At 28.3% G+C, this 16,004-nt stretch carries 19 protein-coding genes; 2 read left to right on the top strand and 17 right to left on the bottom strand.

Annotation, left to right across the window (positions count from 1 at the left end):
- Positions 1-211: 211 nt before the first annotated feature.
- The 8 genes from G600_RS14815 to G600_RS14810 form a co-directional block, all read right to left on the bottom strand.
- Positions 212-988, bottom strand: coding sequence for an Rpn family recombination-promoting nuclease/putative transposase (locus G600_RS14815; RefSeq protein WP_051195541.1), 777 nt, complete (start codon positions 986-988; stop codon positions 212-214).
- 170 nt (positions 989-1,158) lie between these two features.
- Complete coding sequence (locus tag G600_RS0113220) at positions 1,159-1,368, bottom strand: hypothetical protein (RefSeq protein ID WP_027432307.1); 210 nt, start codon at positions 1,366-1,368, stop codon at positions 1,159-1,161.
- Between the two features lie 13 nt (positions 1,369-1,381).
- Positions 1,382-1,570, bottom strand: coding sequence for a hypothetical protein (locus G600_RS0113215; protein ID WP_027432306.1), 189 nt, complete (start codon positions 1,568-1,570; stop codon positions 1,382-1,384).
- Between the two features lie 42 nt (positions 1,571-1,612).
- A complete protein-coding gene (locus tag G600_RS0113210) occupies positions 1,613-3,232 on the bottom strand; it encodes an AAA family ATPase (protein ID WP_027432305.1) in 1,620 nt (539 codons plus the stop codon).
- A gap of 127 nt (positions 3,233-3,359) precedes the next feature.
- A complete protein-coding gene (locus tag G600_RS15785; protein ID WP_155885997.1) occupies positions 3,360-3,524 on the bottom strand; it encodes a hypothetical protein in 165 nt (54 codons plus the stop codon).
- A gap of 96 nt (positions 3,525-3,620) precedes the next feature.
- Positions 3,621-3,923, bottom strand: a complete 303-nt coding sequence (locus G600_RS0113200; RefSeq protein ID WP_162141510.1) for a hypothetical protein — start codon at positions 3,921-3,923, stop codon at positions 3,621-3,623.
- A gap of 182 nt (positions 3,924-4,105) precedes the next feature.
- Positions 4,106-4,753 (bottom strand): hypothetical protein, encoded by a 648-nt coding sequence (locus G600_RS0113195; RefSeq protein WP_027432303.1) that lies wholly within the window; start codon positions 4,751-4,753, stop codon positions 4,106-4,108.
- Between the two features lie 17 nt (positions 4,754-4,770).
- Positions 4,771-5,448: a DNA/RNA non-specific endonuclease gene (locus tag G600_RS14810; RefSeq protein WP_155885995.1), complete on the bottom strand. Its 678-nt coding sequence runs from the start codon at positions 5,446-5,448 to the stop codon at positions 4,771-4,773.
- Positions 5,449-6,202: 754 nt separating this feature from the next.
- Here G600_RS14810 and G600_RS15865 point away from each other — a divergent pair.
- Complete coding sequence (locus G600_RS15865) at positions 6,203-6,580, top strand: hypothetical protein (RefSeq protein ID WP_162141507.1); 378 nt, start codon at positions 6,203-6,205, stop codon at positions 6,578-6,580.
- 63 nt (positions 6,581-6,643) lie between these two features.
- On the opposite strand, the gene G600_RS14805 is transcribed toward G600_RS15865, so the two are convergent.
- The 7 genes from G600_RS14805 to G600_RS0113140 all read right to left on the bottom strand — a co-directional run bounded on the left by G600_RS14805 (position 6,644) and on the right by G600_RS0113140 (position 11,459).
- A complete protein-coding gene (locus tag G600_RS14805; RefSeq protein ID WP_034246622.1) occupies positions 6,644-6,976 on the bottom strand; it encodes a type II toxin-antitoxin system PemK/MazF family toxin in 333 nt (110 codons plus the stop codon).
- The gene (locus G600_RS14800; RefSeq protein WP_034246620.1) at positions 6,969-7,520 is read right to left on the bottom strand and encodes a Panacea domain-containing protein; all 552 of its coding nucleotides are present in this window, start codon (positions 7,518-7,520) and stop codon (positions 6,969-6,971) included. The genes G600_RS14805 and G600_RS14800 overlap by 8 nt, the downstream gene beginning before the upstream one ends.
- Positions 7,521-7,679: 159 nt before the next feature.
- Positions 7,680-8,222 (bottom strand): hypothetical protein, encoded by a 543-nt coding sequence (locus G600_RS0113170; RefSeq protein ID WP_027432301.1) that lies wholly within the window; start codon positions 8,220-8,222, stop codon positions 7,680-7,682.
- A 71-nt stretch (positions 8,223-8,293) separates the two neighbouring features.
- Complete coding sequence (locus G600_RS0113165; protein ID WP_027432300.1) at positions 8,294-9,220, bottom strand: RNase A-like domain-containing protein; 927 nt, start codon at positions 9,218-9,220, stop codon at positions 8,294-8,296.
- A gap of 552 nt (positions 9,221-9,772) precedes the next feature.
- Complete coding sequence (locus tag G600_RS0113155; protein ID WP_027432298.1) at positions 9,773-9,979, bottom strand: hypothetical protein; 207 nt, start codon at positions 9,977-9,979, stop codon at positions 9,773-9,775.
- A 209-nt stretch (positions 9,980-10,188) separates the two neighbouring features.
- Positions 10,189-10,779: a hypothetical protein gene (locus tag G600_RS0113150; protein ID WP_027432297.1), complete on the bottom strand. Its 591-nt coding sequence runs from the start codon at positions 10,777-10,779 to the stop codon at positions 10,189-10,191.
- 164 nt (positions 10,780-10,943) lie between these two features.
- Positions 10,944-11,459, bottom strand: a complete 516-nt coding sequence (locus G600_RS0113140) for a hypothetical protein (protein ID WP_027432296.1) — start codon at positions 11,457-11,459, stop codon at positions 10,944-10,946.
- A gap of 98 nt (positions 11,460-11,557) precedes the next feature.
- On the opposite strand from G600_RS0113140, the gene G600_RS0113135 reads away from it, so the two are divergent.
- Complete coding sequence (locus G600_RS0113135; RefSeq protein WP_027432295.1) at positions 11,558-12,121, top strand: hypothetical protein; 564 nt, start codon at positions 11,558-11,560, stop codon at positions 12,119-12,121.
- 830 nt (positions 12,122-12,951) lie between these two features.
- Here the strand turns inward: G600_RS0113135 and G600_RS14795 are convergent.
- Together G600_RS14795 and G600_RS0113125 are read right to left on the bottom strand one after the other, a co-directional pair.
- Entirely contained in the window at positions 12,952-14,091 is a 1,140-nt protein-coding gene (locus tag G600_RS14795; protein ID WP_034246616.1) for a hypothetical protein, read from the bottom strand.
- Between the two features lie 68 nt (positions 14,092-14,159).
- A complete protein-coding gene (locus tag G600_RS0113125) occupies positions 14,160-15,998 on the bottom strand; it encodes an ATPase, T2SS/T4P/T4SS family (RefSeq protein ID WP_027432294.1) in 1,839 nt (612 codons plus the stop codon).
- Positions 15,999-16,004: the final 6 nt, after the last annotated feature.

Below are 16,004 nucleotides of genomic sequence, written 5' to 3'. Positions count from 1 at the left end.
TGTTAATTCTAATTTTCTTTTAACTCTTTCCATAATAAACCTCCGATTAATAATATTTATGAAGTAAATATAGAAGAAATCTTGTATTAAGTTATTAAAAAAGCCGACTAGATTTCTCTAGCCGACTTTCCTTTTAATTTAGCTAATACCTTTCATTTTATATTTTTGTATTTCTATAATGGATTATTTTTAAAAAGAGTTTTAAACTTTATTATTCATTTAAAAGCTCTTTTTTTACAGCATCCCAATATTTTTCTGGAATATATAACTTTATTAACGCTTCGTCTATTGAAATGCCTTCTCTTTCCGTAATAGCTCTGATTTGATCTGCATATGCTATAACAATGCCTTCTCGTTTTGCATCCATCATTTTTGCTTCCAAGACCATATACTCACCTCTCATTTCACTATCTAACTTTATTTCGTTAATAGTATCATCAATAGATGAAGTAAAATCATCTGAAACTTCATTGTTTTTTAAGTAATTAATAAACTTACCCAACTTTGTTTCATTAGATATTTCTGCATTTGTATTTACAATTACCTTATGAACTTCATCCCCATATATTATACCATGTTTTTTATTATATGTGACAAATTCATATATAGGTGCATTGTATCCAAATAAATCTTTTGTGCAAACAAAAATGACGTAACTTTCTTTTAGATCGTCAAAATTTTGCGCTTTGCCTAAACTTGACACATCCATCACGCTCTGGTAAAATCGTGAGCGTTTAGGAATATTTGCAAAATTGGATGTCTGCATTTCAATATTATAAACTGTAGTTTCGTCTTGAAGATAAACATCAAGACGGACACCACGTTTATCGTAGTCTATATTGAGCGTTTTTTCAGCTTCAATATATTCTATTTTTTCTATCTTCTTATCCAGGATAAGTTCTAGAAACTCTTTGCAGATATCCTTTTTTCTCATTACTTTTGAGAACATAAAATCATCTGTAAGAGTTAATTCATTGAAATTCTTCATTTTTATTGTCCTATTAGCTAAATTACAACTCCATTAAATTGAAATACATAATAAATATGAAAGAAATTTGCATTCACAATAAATAATAGGATATATATAAGTATAGAAAAGCCCTCGACTATATAAGTCGAGAGCATTTTTTTATATAACAACATTCAAAAACATTTTTTTTAAAGATTGTCTTCCGTTACAGCTTCGTATACATCATCTAAATCAGAGAGGAAGTATATGTCTTCCACATTAGCCTGGCCTAAATTATCTCTAATATACGATAACTTTTTATCTGGATTTTTCATAAGTTCTTCGTAAACTTCATCTGAGACTTTTAAAGACTGAACAGCAGTTGCGTAACATGTTGATGAAAATTCAATTTTTTTCATTTTATTTCTCCTTCTATATTATTTCGACAGTTAACCCAAATTTTTCAGCAACGGCCATGTTTATGACGATGCGGGTAGGCTTAACCGTAACAACAGGTTTTTCGTAACCAAAATGTTCTTTACCACTCTCTCGAAGCAATATTTCCTTTGCATTATAGGTTACTCCAACTAAATTCTTTGCAATTTTTGTTGTTTGTATCATATTTACGTTTCCTTTCTTTATTTCTCCTTCTATGCTTGTTACTTAAAAAACAAATTTAGGCTCTGGTAATAAATCAATTATTTCATTTTGAATCTTTCTTGCAAGTTCAAGGTCAACAACAGCTATTGCTCCTACTAAAGAATTGATTAATGCTCTCTTAGGAGATTGACCTTCTTCCATATTTGTGATTGCTCCAAGACATGTTCTAATTGATAAATTATTTACCAATTCTTCCTCATTAACTGATGGCGACATTAGATAATTTACAATTCGTTCATATGCATTTTGTACATACTCACATACATCCTTATCCTTACCAGATGACTTAATTAAGATATTAATAAATGTTTCTTTTGTCGGGTCATCTAGGATAAATGTTGTCTTAAATCTGTTTGCTAATGCCTGATTTAATGGTAATGAACCATTTGTACCAACATTCATTGCAGCAATTTGGATATTAAGAGGGTGTCTCACAATTGTTTCATATCCATTTCTCTTAACGATATATGGATACTCTAACTGCTGACCATAAACGCCCATTGTTACAGATGGATCTGCCAAATTTATTTCTTCATTTATATTGATTCCTCCGAATTGATGGAATAATAAACTATCTGTTTCAACAAATTCTGGCTTTCCATTAACAATTTTTGTCTTACCTTCTACTTCATCTTCATCAGAATGCTTACTCCATGCAGTAGAACAAACTGGAATTCTTGTAGCAGCTGATAGAGCATAACAAAGTGTTGTTTTACCAGTACCAGGCTTTCCAACAATAAGAATGTTCATTGCGTCTTTTCCAATTGCTTCTGCACCAACACATCCCATATCCATTCTTTCTAAAATCTTATCTGAATGGAATTTGATTTTCTTTACGATTTCCTTAAACTCCTCAGTAATTTCAAATGTATCAAGAAACTCTGGCTTAATTACTTTGTTAGCAATTCTGCTATCCCATGCATAATTAATTCTATACTTGCCTGCTTTTAGTTCATCTAAAAAAGAAGCTTCCTTTTTCTTACTTGTTTTTGGTTTTTTAGCAGTAGTCTTTTTTATATGTGAATCTAATGCATTTCCGCTAAATTCAATTCCCTGGCACTCTTCCACTCTAGCGAAGTTATTAGTTGACATATATCTAAAAATTTCTTCTTGATCTACTTCAGATATATCTAATTCTTCTAATCTATTATATGGTAAAAGTGAATAATAAAAATTTTCTGAAAAAATAGCGGCACTTTCCTTATCTACGTTTTTTAACATTTTTATTCTTTCGTCTATTATTTCAGCTTCCATTTTAAGCGGATTTTCAAATGTGTCATATAACGCATAAGCAACTACGCTATGTGTAGGATGCATTGTAGCACTTCTGCTTGCATATCTAATAAAATTATCTGTGACATAAAAAATCGCCTTATCCTTAACATCAATAATATACTCATAGCCATCTTTAGCAGATTTGACATTGCGATAAACTGATAGTCTATTCTCATAAATCCAATCGAACAACTTAGCAGCATAATTAATTTTTGCGACCTTGTAATTAGATGTTCTTCTAACTGCGCATGTCGGATTCATTGTTACAACACTTGAATTTGTGCGTTCACTGATAGTTCTAATTTCGCTTGTGTGTTTAAATAATAAATCTTGAATTGAGTATTTCATTATATATTCCTCCTGTTTTATACTCCTTTTAATTTGTTTACAATCTAAATATATAAGAAATTCGCTTATGTTATTTTTAAAAAAAAGCACTCACTACAAATGTAGCAAGTGCTTTATGACTGTTTGGTTAAATATCTAAATAATTCCCAAGTATGTCATTAATAAATCCTGGAGAGTCGACTCTAATTTTCTTATTGAGTTCGTGGACTTCTTCTATCGTCTCACATTTATCAATCTCTTTTGTTATTAATTGTACAAAATACTTGAAATCTTTAGTTGTCATATTTCCCATAGTTTTCTTTCTCCTTTTTATAAAATCCATATTAAATATATAAGAAAAAAGCTTATGTTAATTATTAACACAAGCTTTTAAAATGATTAAGTAAATTTAGCAGACCGCAAATCCACTATTTGCAATTGCATTGTTAATAGATGTGGAATTAGCAATATATACGTTTTCAAGATATAATTCGTTACCTATTCTAGCTGGATTAATTACTACTATATCACCGATTCTATAACGGTCAATAACAACACTATTGATTTCGGTATCTGGTAAATCATCAATATCATCAAATTCCGTAATTTTTCTAAGTCCATTGCCTACAGAAATAGAAATGCGATTTGTATTCACGACATTTCGGTTATACATTAATCTTTTAATATCACTTACTGTCTTAATACTACGCAATAAATTACTGCACTCCTGTAATACACTTTCTACTCTTTCACTCACAAAATCAAAACTACTTATCATTTTATATGTCTCCCTTATAATTTGTTTTTATATAACAAATATATAAGAATTTGCGAAAAGAAAATGGCTGCATATTAAATAACAGCCATTTTAATGAATATATTTGTTGTACTTGTTTATTCGTATTCAGGATGATTTAAGAAAAATTTTTCATTTTCTTCTTTAAGAGCTTCCAGATTTCCCCAATATGACTTATCAGAATCATATTCGCATCCTATTACATAGTCCCTAGCACATTTTTCTGCAATCCTCTGACGAGTTTTATATTTAGGAAATTTTTTAGGATCTATAGTTACGATATTCATTATATCTTGCTTAATCTCTTCCATCATTTTATATTCATGGATATACTTTGCAAGCTTATCGTCTATTTTTTTATATTCCTCTTTTTGCCTTGATACCAATCCCCACTGTTCGTAAGTATTTTTTATCGTATCGACTAATTCATTAAAGTCATATTCAATATCAGGGACATGTCCTTTTTGCATTAATAGACTTAATAACGCAAACACAATTTCAGTTGCTTCATGTTTTGCTTCATCATGTGTGAGTTCAAAATAATGGTATTTCTTCAAACCAGAAATGATAATATCTGAAAAATAATCATAATCCTCACCGTAAATAATTGCAGCACATGGATCTTGAACATCACGGTCTTTATTATCTATCCTAATATCATATGCATCCAAAAAATCCTCTAATTGGTCTACGACACTTCCAACAAATTCTTTTAAGTCTATCATATAAATACCTAAATCTTTCATTTTTTTCCTTCTTTCTTCTAATTATTCGCTGTGCTTTCGCCTGTTTTGTAATCAATAAGTATGCCTGGCTGAATGTTAGGACAATATACACAAAAAGATATACCTGAACCACCATCTTCAACTGAATAAGCTTCTAGTATAACCCCTGTTGCAACAAGGTTATCATTTAAAAATATAGGAGTAACCCTGTAGTAAACATGATTCTCTTCATGTGTATCCATATATTTTGCAATCATAGTTTCAAAGGGCAACATTCCTTCTACATTTAAATATCTAGTTCCTGTTATAAGGTTCTTTTCATTTGCATTTTCACCTGTAAGACAATAGGCAATTAAATGACATCTATTATATAGATAATTACCATCTACAATCCCATTGTATTTAACAGTATGCCATCCAGATGGTTTTATCTGGCCAATTGCTCCTCTTTCTTCTGTAGGCATTAATTCCTTTCCAATTAAAGCTCTTGCTGCTTGACATCTTCCATATGTATCAAGCTCTTTATATTCTTCAAAAACTTCGCTTGGAATTTCTTCTGATAAGAAATATGGTGTGTTATTATTGATTTCTAGGAAACTCACACCTTCATTAAGACATTGCTCATTTAATTTTTCATAATCTAACTGAGCTTCTTCATCTGACAAGGCATCTTCTAACCCACTAACTTCTATTATTGTAGAAGTTTCTTCATTCATTATCGTTTCTTCTTGATTAGTAGGTTTTACATTATTATTTGAATTAATAACAATGACTATAATTAGAAGACATAGTGTAAACTTAAAAATATTATTCATTTATATTTCTCCTTTCTTGTTTTAATACGTTTACATAACAAATATGTAAGATTTTTATATGAGAATTGTTTCTATTTATTCTTGTATATTTATAGTGAATATTTATATTGAAAGGAGAATAAGTTCTTAACAAAATACGTTACGTTAATAAATAAATGACTGGTAATTAAAATCAAGGTATTTTTAATATTTAAATTAAGATAAGGAGATGCAGTTAGTCAGCCCATTTATTAACTAATTTTGAAATATAAAGAGAACATCTATATAAGAGTTATATGAATATTTATAAATATACCTTGTACTCTTATATAGGGGCATCGCAATAAAAAATATGAATAGTGTTAGAAAAATTTTGTCTGTTGTTTTAAGTTTAACGACTCTTTTATCGCAGATCATATCCTTTTCAACTATTACTTATGCAGCTACTCTTAATTGTTCTTATCAAGAAGAAACTATTCCTAAAAAAGAGATTGACCATAATATTTATAATTCTTTTGTATGTGACTTGCAAAATAATGAGCCATCCATAGAAGACGATGTTTTGGATACTGATTTTATTTATGATGGTCATGATGACACAACCGAAGAATTACCTTTAAATATAACAACTATTTATTTACCTGAATATGAAACATATACTGGGTTCAAATCATATATGGATTATAAAACGATTAACAACGTTTCATCTGACCAGTATGCTCTTCAGTTAAATTCTTATACTGGAGATCTCGGTATTAGAATGTATAATGGTAGATATTTAGTCGCCATAGGTAGTTACTTCGGGCTTAATATAGGCAATGAATTTGATATTATGTTAGAAAATGGAACAATTATACCTGCTGTGATGGGCGATTTAAAAGATGATAATGATACTGATGTTAATAATGTCTATACAATTAAGACAAACTGCTGTACAGAATTTATTATAGATTCTTCATCTGCAGCAACTAATATTTTCAAAAGATACGGTGATGTATCATATGCTGCGCAGGATTGGAATTCTAAAGTAGTAGCAATACAAATTATTAATTAAATAAGAACTAAAAAAATCCATCCAAACCAAAAAAAGGTAAGGGTGGATTTTATTTTGTAAAAATTAAAGTATTTCTTTTAATTTTTCTTGAACGCCAATTATATCAATAGGTTTTAATCTTCCGATTTTTCTATTAAAATCTACTTCTTGCAAATGTAATCTTTTAGACAACCGAATCGTTGAAGGCGATTTAAGACCTATTTCTCTCCATTCTTTTATTTCGTATTCACCTAAATAGTTACTTCGAGATGGGTGACTTGTAATTTTTGCCGCTAGTATTGGATATAATTTTCTATTTTCAAGCACTAAAATCGGTCTTGTTTTAACCGTGTTCGGATCATCTTCGAATGCAAATTTTGCGCTCCATATTTCCCATTGTTTAGGTGTGTTATTCATCTTCGTCAAATTCCTTTGGTAAAATTAAAATTCCGTCATCATTTCTTTTTCCGCAATATGCGGTATCATAAAAGTATTTCGGAATCGCAAAATTATCTAAAGGGATTTCTTTCTTAAAGTATAAACAAATGGACATTTTATCTATAATAATATTTTTCCCTTTTTGATATGCTAAATCCCATGGAGTACCTTTCATATGCGTCTTTTCGACAAGATTTGGCGTTGAAAATTGCTTGTAATATTTAGCTACATCTAAAAGTGTATCCATTTCATCATCGGTAAATATATCAGATGAATAATCTTTGCTAATAGTACAAATATTATTCTTTCCATTGTCTTTGTATTTTTGATAAATACATGGCACAACAGGTCCATAATCCCATGCTTCGAAATCTTCGTCAAACAATGGTGTATTATGGCGTACCATATGCCAAGCCTGTGAAAAATAAAGTAATTTATTTATTCTCATATTTGTGATTGTTTCATTTTCATCATATTTTGCTAAATCGATAAAAAAATCCGCAACATCATATGCATTAGCCATAATTTTACCTCCTTATCTTCTTGACTGTATTATATCATTTTTCTCAATTCTAAGGTAGTAGCGATACAAATTATTAATAAATAAGAACGTGAAAAAGCTGGTTACAAAACCAGCTTTCTTTTTATATAATTATTACAAATTGTACAATTTGTGCAATACTTATCGCATATCTTTTATTAACTGCTGTATTGATTCTTCTGTTACTATGAGTGCAACTCTATTAGAACCCCATTCATGTCCCCAATATGAAACTGAGGAAACAAAATCCTGGCTTAATGCATTTCGTTCTTCTTCTGCAACATCTCTATATTTAATTCCAGCTTCTCTTAATTTCTCTTCCACGTCCCTGAAAGCAAATGAAGGATATTTAGTTATGTATAGATTATTGATTACAATCTCATTGTTTAATAGGTTTGTTTCTTTTCTTCTTCTGTTGTGTTCTTTAATTTTATCTGTATTTATATTTGTATTTTCAACTACGTTTTGCTCTGGTAAAACACCATAGTATGTTAAAACATTCATGATACTATTTTCCAAATCGGAATAATCCTTGCCATAAATGTTTGTTATTGATTCTTTTCCATCCATAGTGGCATCACATTTCTCGTCATTTGGAATGTCAATTCCTATATTGTTTAAAAAATCCTCAAATACATTAATAATACTTGCAGTTAACTTTTCTTTATTTAATTCATTATTCATAAAAATACCTCCGTTTCTTACATCATAATTATATATGAATTTTTAGTCGTTTTTGGAAAATATCTAATATCTTATCTGTCGAAATTATAAGCTCTCGATATATTTTTGCTAGTTGTTTTGCTTTCCTTTTTTGCTTTTTCCATTCTTTCATCTAGGCTTAGAGTTCTTTTTATTCCTAACATATCGCCACATTTATCAATTGTTTCTAAAAATTTTGTAGGAGTATCAATAGAATTTATAGGCCTTTTCTTTCCATTGTCTCTATAAATTTTTACTGATTTTGTATCTTCATGGATATATGCTACATATTTATCGTTTTTATCTTTATATTCCAATACCAATGTCTTATCGCCACTCGTTCTCTCGAAAAAATTAATTTTTGTATTATTAAAATCATTATATATAAATGCTGCTTTTTGATATTCGTTTTTAAATTCATATAATTCATTCTCTAATATTGATTCTTTAGTAAGCTTTCCTATAACTCTAGAATATTCTTTACTATTATCTGGATAAGCTGTTTTTAAGAAAAACTTATAACCTGATTCGCCTTTACTATCTCGTTCTAATATAAACCTTACTGCTCTACTCTCTACTATTGAAAGTTCTCTTGTCATTCCAGTACCTATATATTCAGCATTAGGTCCTTCTTTTGTTAATTCTACTGTTTTCTCGTATATATAATACTTGTTTTCATTGTCAAATTCGTTTTTTGACTTCATCATCCAATTTACGACATTATCAATATCATAATATATTCCGTCCTGGATAGATTGTATTGCTGTTTCTCTGTTTATAAACGAGCCTGTTCCTGCAATCTTATTTTCTTCTATTATTCTTTTTAAGTCTTCTACCAGTGCTTCATTTTTATCTACTAAATGTCTTTCTAAGTGTCCTTTGTTGATGTTTAAAGCGTAATCTACATCTTCAAACAAATCACAAGCAAGTTCCTCTTTATAAAGCCCTTCGTCTATGTTTTTTATATCGTCTATATACATAAGCATATCCTTTCATTGATATTTGTACAAATTATACTTTTTGTATAAATTGCATTATTTTTAGTTTCTAATACAAATATATAAGAAAAGAACACTTGTTTACTATGTAGCAGATAAGTTTATAAACATCAAGATAAAAAAAATAGAGCCATATCGCATTTCTGCAATACCGCTCCGCAAAAGCATATGTTTTTCTCTATGACGATTTCTTTTTATTTAGCTGCAGCTTAAATAAAATTATTAATACATATATTCCTATGATTATTTTGGAAAAATATACGAAATTTCCCATATTGTTTTTGTTAATAACAGCATTTGCTAACATGATAATTGATGTAAAAGCTGATATAACTGGAACTGAGCTTATATATAAATCATTAGCATATAGTAAACAAAAATAACCTGATATAAATAATGCCACAGTGCATGCAAACAAGATAATAATATGTATCATATGTCCTCCTATATAATCGTTTACAATAAATATATAAGAGTTTACATTGTGAATTACTCCGACTTAATACCTTGTATTTAATGACATCGGACAAAAAATTAATCATACACAACATAATAGCCATGTTTAAGGACGCTTGCGTATTCGATGGCATCAAGTATCGAAACAACATTTTTTTTCACTTTATTTGACGTTTCAATTCTTCTATCACATATTAACTCATGTATACCCAGTTCCGCTATTAAGAGGCAACCATCATCTTTATGTATATCTGATTTTATATTAGAAATATATACTTTTGTCATATTATGTCTCCTTTAAAAATCATTCTCACATCTTCTTGAACAAAATATTGGTCTATATCCGTATTTATATAACTCTAATAATTCCTTACCCGAAAATAACATTTTTGTTTTACATCGAGGGCAAACCATTATAGTACTATTACCTTGTCTTTTGTTTTTACTGTTATCTAAAATTATTTCCATACTAATTTTTCCCTATTAATCCTTTCTTAAGAAATTAAGCTTATTAATGCATATATTGTTATTCCTATATTGCATCCAACGTATAATGCTGGTAGAAATGGCAACATCGGGTGTTTTTTTAATTCAATTTTGTTTTCTTTACAATAATTTATTTGAATTATTACTTGCAATAAATATCCTATAAAGAAACTTATAATTACCCATATGTAGTCTATCCTGACTAACAAACAGACTATCGCAAATAATAACATAAATATCGTATCTGAAAAACCTCTCGTGGTTATTGTTAATATAACAAATATAATTGGGATTAAATCTGTTATTGTTATTGTACCTGGATCAAAATTTATAATAGCATATATTATTATTGCTATTGCCGTAATTATATGCCATATATCATAAACGTTACAATCATTTTTATCATCACAATATGCAGCGTTTACCTCTAAGCCAAGAAATATTGAGAGCAGCCATGAATTTGTAAATGGTGTCGCTATTAAAAGATAAATTGGTATTTTTATAAATATATTACTATTTACATATCTGCCTAGTATATAAAAACCAATTAATGCTGATATTATATATATAACATAATTAACAAGACTATTAATTATCATTTCTTTTTCATTCCCTTGAATTGCATAAGATTTTTCTTTATAATGCGCTGCTTTTTATATTTTGTGATTAAATCGCTATATTTAAAACTAGTTAAAGCTATTCCTCTCATCATTCCAATTACAAGTACTACAACAGAAATAAAATATATTTTTGTCATAAAAGATTACCCTTTCTTTATTTTTTTTATAATATTAGCTGGAATAAACAATGTAGTTATTAGCGTTGTATATTTAAATACATACACCTTATCGCCATAAATTTTATACACATCACTATCCGAATGTTGTCTTCCTACTTCCATCGCCCATTCTTTACATGTATTAGATATTTCTTTTAAGTCAATTCCGTCATTATATATTTTAATCAACATTCTATCGGCAGTCTTTTTATTCCAACCATTTCTTTCTCTTAATCGTTTGTATCCATGTTTAGTTACATATATATTTTCAGCACTTCTCTTTTTTATAATTCTCCAATTTTCGACTTCACTTTTATCTATATGTTTTTGTCTTAAGATTAATTCATATTCTTGGTTCTCTTTTGCAGTCATTTCAGAACTGATAAATTCTGTCTCATTATCTTCAAACCATTTTGTCGCTATATTTTGACCGTTTTTTAATGTAATCAATATTTTCTTTGGTACTTCGTTTATCTCTTCTGTTTTTGTTACTTTCTTCAAACCATTTTTTCACCTACCTTTTTTCTCAATATAAATATATAAGATTATTTTTCATCTTTAATATTTGTTATGAAAAGAATACGAAAGGTGGTTCACGCTTGAATAAAATTGTTAATACTTTTAAATTTATAGGATATTGGATTTTGATAATCGTGGAATATATATTACAATTTGCAACCAATATCTTTTGTACATTGATTCACTCTATTGGAGCTGTAATTAAATTCTCTAGTTATTTATTTTCGACTTTTATTATTACCCTGATATGTTTTATTTATTTTATTAGTCGAACTTATACTTTATATGATTTTTTGCATTTAGAGCCTTACTTATATTTTTATATGACTGGTTTTTTTGTTATTGCTCTTTTAATTGCTAAGGCCTTATTTGTTATTGGATATAAAATAGCTTATTTAATTGACATTTTCTTATGGGATTTAAATTTTGTCTTTTATAACAAGATCCTGAATATGACAAAAACTATTTTCCTAACTTCTAAAAAGATTAAGGATAAAGAATTTAATGAAAACGATTTCTATATACATCAATTTAAACAGAGCAAAAATTATTGGGTTAATAATGTTGATGATACTCTAACCCATATACACGAAGCCTATTATAAAGGTAATAATGATTTCAGTTTTATAGAAACAAGATGGTAACCTATCAAGCATGTCATTTTATTGGCATGCTTTTTTTCTTTGTCATAATGTTGCCATTGTGTATATCTTTGTCATTATATTTACCTTTGTCATAATGTTGACGTATTAAATATCTTTGTCATCTATACGACACATTTATTTGTTATTGAGATGTGGATGTTTGATTTTATGCGTGAATATATACCGAAATACAGTATTTATGCGGATTATATCGTAATATTGCTATATTGATTTATTGATAATGGATATTATATTGATTTTGGAACTATATTTAAAGTTTAAAAGGGGAATGGATAAAAATTTAGTAAAAGGAAATTTTTTAAAAAGGGGTAAAAGGAACAGCATAAAATGATAGGAGTAAATTTGATAACATAGTACGGAAATTACTCATTCAATAATTTAAATATTTTTTCAAGCTTATTTTATAACTATTTTTTATTAAAAACTACTGTTTTTTTTCTTTACCTTATATAAAGTTTCATATTCTTTTTTTAGCTATTCTTCCTGTATCAATATCTATTAATATCCTGTCCGTATATCTAATCAATATGGGTATAATAATGACAAAATGTAACTTTGTCATTATATTGACATAATAAATGTGGCATAATATTGACAAAATGTAAAAATTAACTTTTGTCGTAATGTTGACAAACTAATATTATTCGCTTAGTGGCATAATATTGACAAAGGTAAGACTACACAATATTTGTCATGTATATGACAAAACCAAAATTTGTAAATAGGGTTTAATATTGACAAAGTAACGTATACGAATTTTTGTCATAATATTCCCACATTTTTATTAGTTAGGCAAAAAAAGATAAGGCCTATTTGACCTTATCTTCTCTATCATTTTTATTTTCTTTATTTTCTCTTATCTGGTTATATTCTCTTAATTCATGTTCTGCTAAATAGTTTTCATACAACCCATTTTCTTTTATGAATTTTATCAAATCCAACTCTTTTGCCTTGGCATTTACAATTTCCCTTATGTTATACAAATCAATATTAACCTTATTCTTTTCCAGCTGCTCCATTGCGGATACAATAGTTTTTTCATATATATCTTTTAATGCCTTGGCTCTCTTGGTTAAATCTAGTTTTTTTGTCTTCTTAATTTCCTCTTGCCAGTAAGTACTAGTAATAAGAATATTAGATAAAATATACTCAAACGAATTTAAATACTGTTCCGACTCTTCTAATTCATTTTCAAGTTCATTTTTTTTATCAATAATTTTTTCAAGCTCATTATTTACGGTTCTTTCTCTTATCAGATCAATCCTGATATGAATATTATTTTCTTTATCAGGTTTTTTATCAAGTTCAAGCCCATGTTCTTTACAAATTTCAAATAATAATTCTCTTTCTATTTTTGAAAATGTCATTTTAGCATTATTATTTCTTGAACTCTCCTTACTCATATTTGGTCTATTTATTCCTAATTCGTTGAGTGCTTTGGTTTGAGATACAACCTTTTCACCATAATCATTTGTGGCCATCCATACCCTTCTAATATGAACATGAGGTACTAATTCATCCATATGTAAAGCCATATCTATTATTTTACAGTTATCTCCAAACATGTCATTAAATCTTTTCTGATAGTCATTTGCTATTTTCCATAATAATTCACCATCTATATGAGATATTGAATTTCCTATCTGCAAGATTTTATCTTCTGGCTTTGTATATCTTCCCTTTAAATAATCGTCTACATTTTTGATTTTTGAATAATTGTGGTTTTCTTTTAATCGTCTTTCTTGATTAGACAGAAATTCTCCAAAATTTTCCTCGTAAAATTCTTTTTCAATATCTATAAATTTCTTATGATATTCATCATTATAAACCCAATATTTATTCATTACTCCTCTATCAGGATTAATATGTACCGCTTTAGATAAATCGAAATTTCTGTCATTATGAATTCCACTAATATCTGAACGTTCATTTCTTTCTACTAATTTCATAAATCACACACCTTCTTTTTTTAAAAAAAATAGTAGAGGACTAAATCCTCTACTATAAATATCTAAGATTATTTGTCTTCTTTTCTATAAATATACCTGTATTCCATATCTTTTGTTTCTTCATTATATCCAATGATTTCAGATATTTCTTGAACAGCAAAATCTTTCATATACACTATTGTTTGGAAAGATTTTAGCATTCTCTTAGCTTGCTCATAATCCGATGCGTAGCCTCTCTGAGCTAAATCTGCCATTTTATCAATTGTTTCTGTAGATGACGGACTATGTATTGTAATTGCAGTTCTACAACCTGAATTACTCAATGTAATTGCAGAACATATTTCTGGGCCTTTCGCTTCTCCGATAATAAAAACATTAGCACCTGCCACAAGGGCTAATCGACCGAGATCTTCCAATGTTACAGGTTCTTTATCATCTTCTGCGTAATTAACAACATGTTCAAACATTACACCCTTTCTATAAGCAAACAATTCATCATTTTCTTGTATAACGAGAATTTCTGCAGATTGTTCATATCCTTCTTCTAAAAACCAGTTTAATGCCACTGTTTTTCCTGAACCTGGAGGTCCTGCAAAAACAACCCCACGACTATGTTTTGCACAATCAAGCAAATAATCCTGAACTTTTTTATCCATCATACCTACCTTGATTAAATCTTTACCTAATAATTTTTTTCTCGATACTTTTCGTATATGTATATATGAATAATCAACAGAATTTACATATTCTGATGTGAAAGAAAATCTTAGCACATAATCTCTATCACCATTGTCAGTAAATGTCTGCGCTGGAACATTTAGAGAAATGTTATTTCTAACAGCTAAACTTTCTATAAAACGCTTTAAATCAGCATCGTCAATAAAAGTAATATTAGATATATACGCTTTACCTTTAACTCTACATCTAATTGAATCTGGTCCTGTAATCTTAATATCAGTTACGTTTGGATCATCAATCATAGGCTGTATTATATATAACTTAAAAAGAGCTGTATTAAGTTTATCTAGAAGAATAGCCTTATCTTCTCTTTTTAATCTTCCCGTTTTGATATATTCATTATCAACAATTGATTCAATATATGCCATAAAAGAATCCTTATTCATATCACCCTTTAATACAGAGAAATATTGATATTTATCTGTTCCATTTGATAATCTTAAAAGGATTTCCTCATAAATAGCCCTAAATTGCTCATAAGGAGTAATTAAGTTTAATTCCTTTTCATTGGATTTTAAATCGTAAACTAAATCGATACTATCTTCGGGTTTAGCTAAATCTGTAGGTTCATATTCATCAATAGAATTTAAGAAAGGTTTTTCTTTTGATGCATTTAAATATGCTTCATTTTGTCTATTTACTTTTTTAGTATGAATTTCCGTCTGTTCTTGGGTATATTTAAAATTTTTGATTTCGTCAGGAATTATTAATTTGCCTGGTCTTGTCTGTACAGCAATTTGTTTTTGAATTGGTTTTTCACCTACAAAATCAAAAAAGCCAACAAATCTTCTAAAATCATCATTTGGTATATAATCTCTTACGAGTGTCATTAAATACAATTTGTCATCTTCAATTCGACTAGATATAGATAATATATCAATTTCATCATTATCATATTTTTTTTCTAGAAAATCTACTGCATTTTTACAAATCTTATAAATTCCCTGACTTGGACTATGCTCTGTTATTGCATAATATAGATTAGTTTTCCATTCTCCATATTTATCTGGCTTTATTTTTAATGCAATTTCTTCAAATGAAGTACTAAGAGCATAACTGATAAATTCTGCATCAAATTCTCTTCTATGAGCATTTTCTATTTTTTTTAATCTATCTATATTATTTATTTTTAAGACTCTAATTTTCTTATAAATTTTTTCATCATTCATAAATTT

It is taken from the genome of Lachnospira multipara ATCC 19207 (genome assembly GCF_000424105.1).
GTDB classification, from domain to species: domain Bacteria; phylum Bacillota; class Clostridia; order Lachnospirales; family Lachnospiraceae; genus Lachnospira; species Lachnospira multipara.
The sequence above is the reverse complement of the archived record's forward strand: the minus strand, read 5'-3'. Positions and strand labels throughout refer to the sequence as shown.

What these genes read in the sequence shown, in the direction of transcription:
- G600_RS14815 (WP_051195541.1), bottom strand. Translation starts at nt 988, where the DNA reads ATGAAGAATTTCAATGAATTAACTCTTACAGATGATTTTATGTTCTCA.
- G600_RS0113220 (WP_027432307.1), bottom strand. Translation starts at nt 1,368, where the DNA reads ATGAAAAAAATTGAATTTTCATCAACATGTTACGCAACTGCTGTTCAG.
- G600_RS0113215 (WP_027432306.1), bottom strand. Translation starts at nt 1,570, where the DNA reads ATGATACAAACAACAAAAATTGCAAAGAATTTAGTTGGAGTAACCTAT.
- G600_RS0113210 (WP_027432305.1), bottom strand. Translation starts at nt 3,232, where the DNA reads ATGAAATACTCAATTCAAGATTTATTATTTAAACACACAAGCGAAATT.
- G600_RS15785 (WP_155885997.1), bottom strand. Translation starts at nt 3,524, where the DNA reads ATGGGAAATATGACAACTAAAGATTTCAAGTATTTTGTACAATTAATA.
- G600_RS0113195 (WP_027432303.1), bottom strand. Translation starts at nt 4,753, where the DNA reads ATGAAAGATTTAGGTATTTATATGATAGACTTAAAAGAATTTGTTGGA.
- G600_RS14810 (WP_155885995.1), bottom strand. Translation starts at nt 5,448, where the DNA reads ATGAATGAAGAAACTTCTACAATAATAGAAGTTAGTGGGTTAGAAGAT.
- G600_RS15865 (WP_162141507.1), top strand. Translation starts at nt 6,203, where the DNA reads ATGGATTATAAAACGATTAACAACGTTTCATCTGACCAGTATGCTCTT.
- G600_RS14805 (WP_034246622.1), bottom strand. Translation starts at nt 6,976, where the DNA reads ATGAATAACACACCTAAACAATGGGAAATATGGAGCGCAAAATTTGCA.
- G600_RS14800 (WP_034246620.1), bottom strand. Translation starts at nt 7,520, where the DNA reads ATGGCTAATGCATATGATGTTGCGGATTTTTTTATCGATTTAGCAAAA.
- G600_RS0113170 (WP_027432301.1), bottom strand. Translation starts at nt 8,222, where the DNA reads ATGAATAATGAATTAAATAAAGAAAAGTTAACTGCAAGTATTATTAAT.
- G600_RS0113165 (WP_027432300.1), bottom strand. Translation starts at nt 9,220, where the DNA reads ATGTATATAGACGATATAAAAAACATAGACGAAGGGCTTTATAAAGAG.
- G600_RS0113155 (WP_027432298.1), bottom strand. Translation starts at nt 9,979, where the DNA reads ATGACAAAAGTATATATTTCTAATATAAAATCAGATATACATAAAGAT.
- G600_RS0113150 (WP_027432297.1), bottom strand. Translation starts at nt 10,779, where the DNA reads ATGATAATTAATAGTCTTGTTAATTATGTTATATATATAATATCAGCA.
- G600_RS14795 (WP_034246616.1), bottom strand. Translation starts at nt 14,091, where the DNA reads ATGAAATTAGTAGAAAGAAATGAACGTTCAGATATTAGTGGAATTCAT.
- G600_RS0113125 (WP_027432294.1), bottom strand. Translation starts at nt 15,998, where the DNA reads ATGAATGATGAAAAAATTTATAAGAAAATTAGAGTCTTAAAAATAAAT.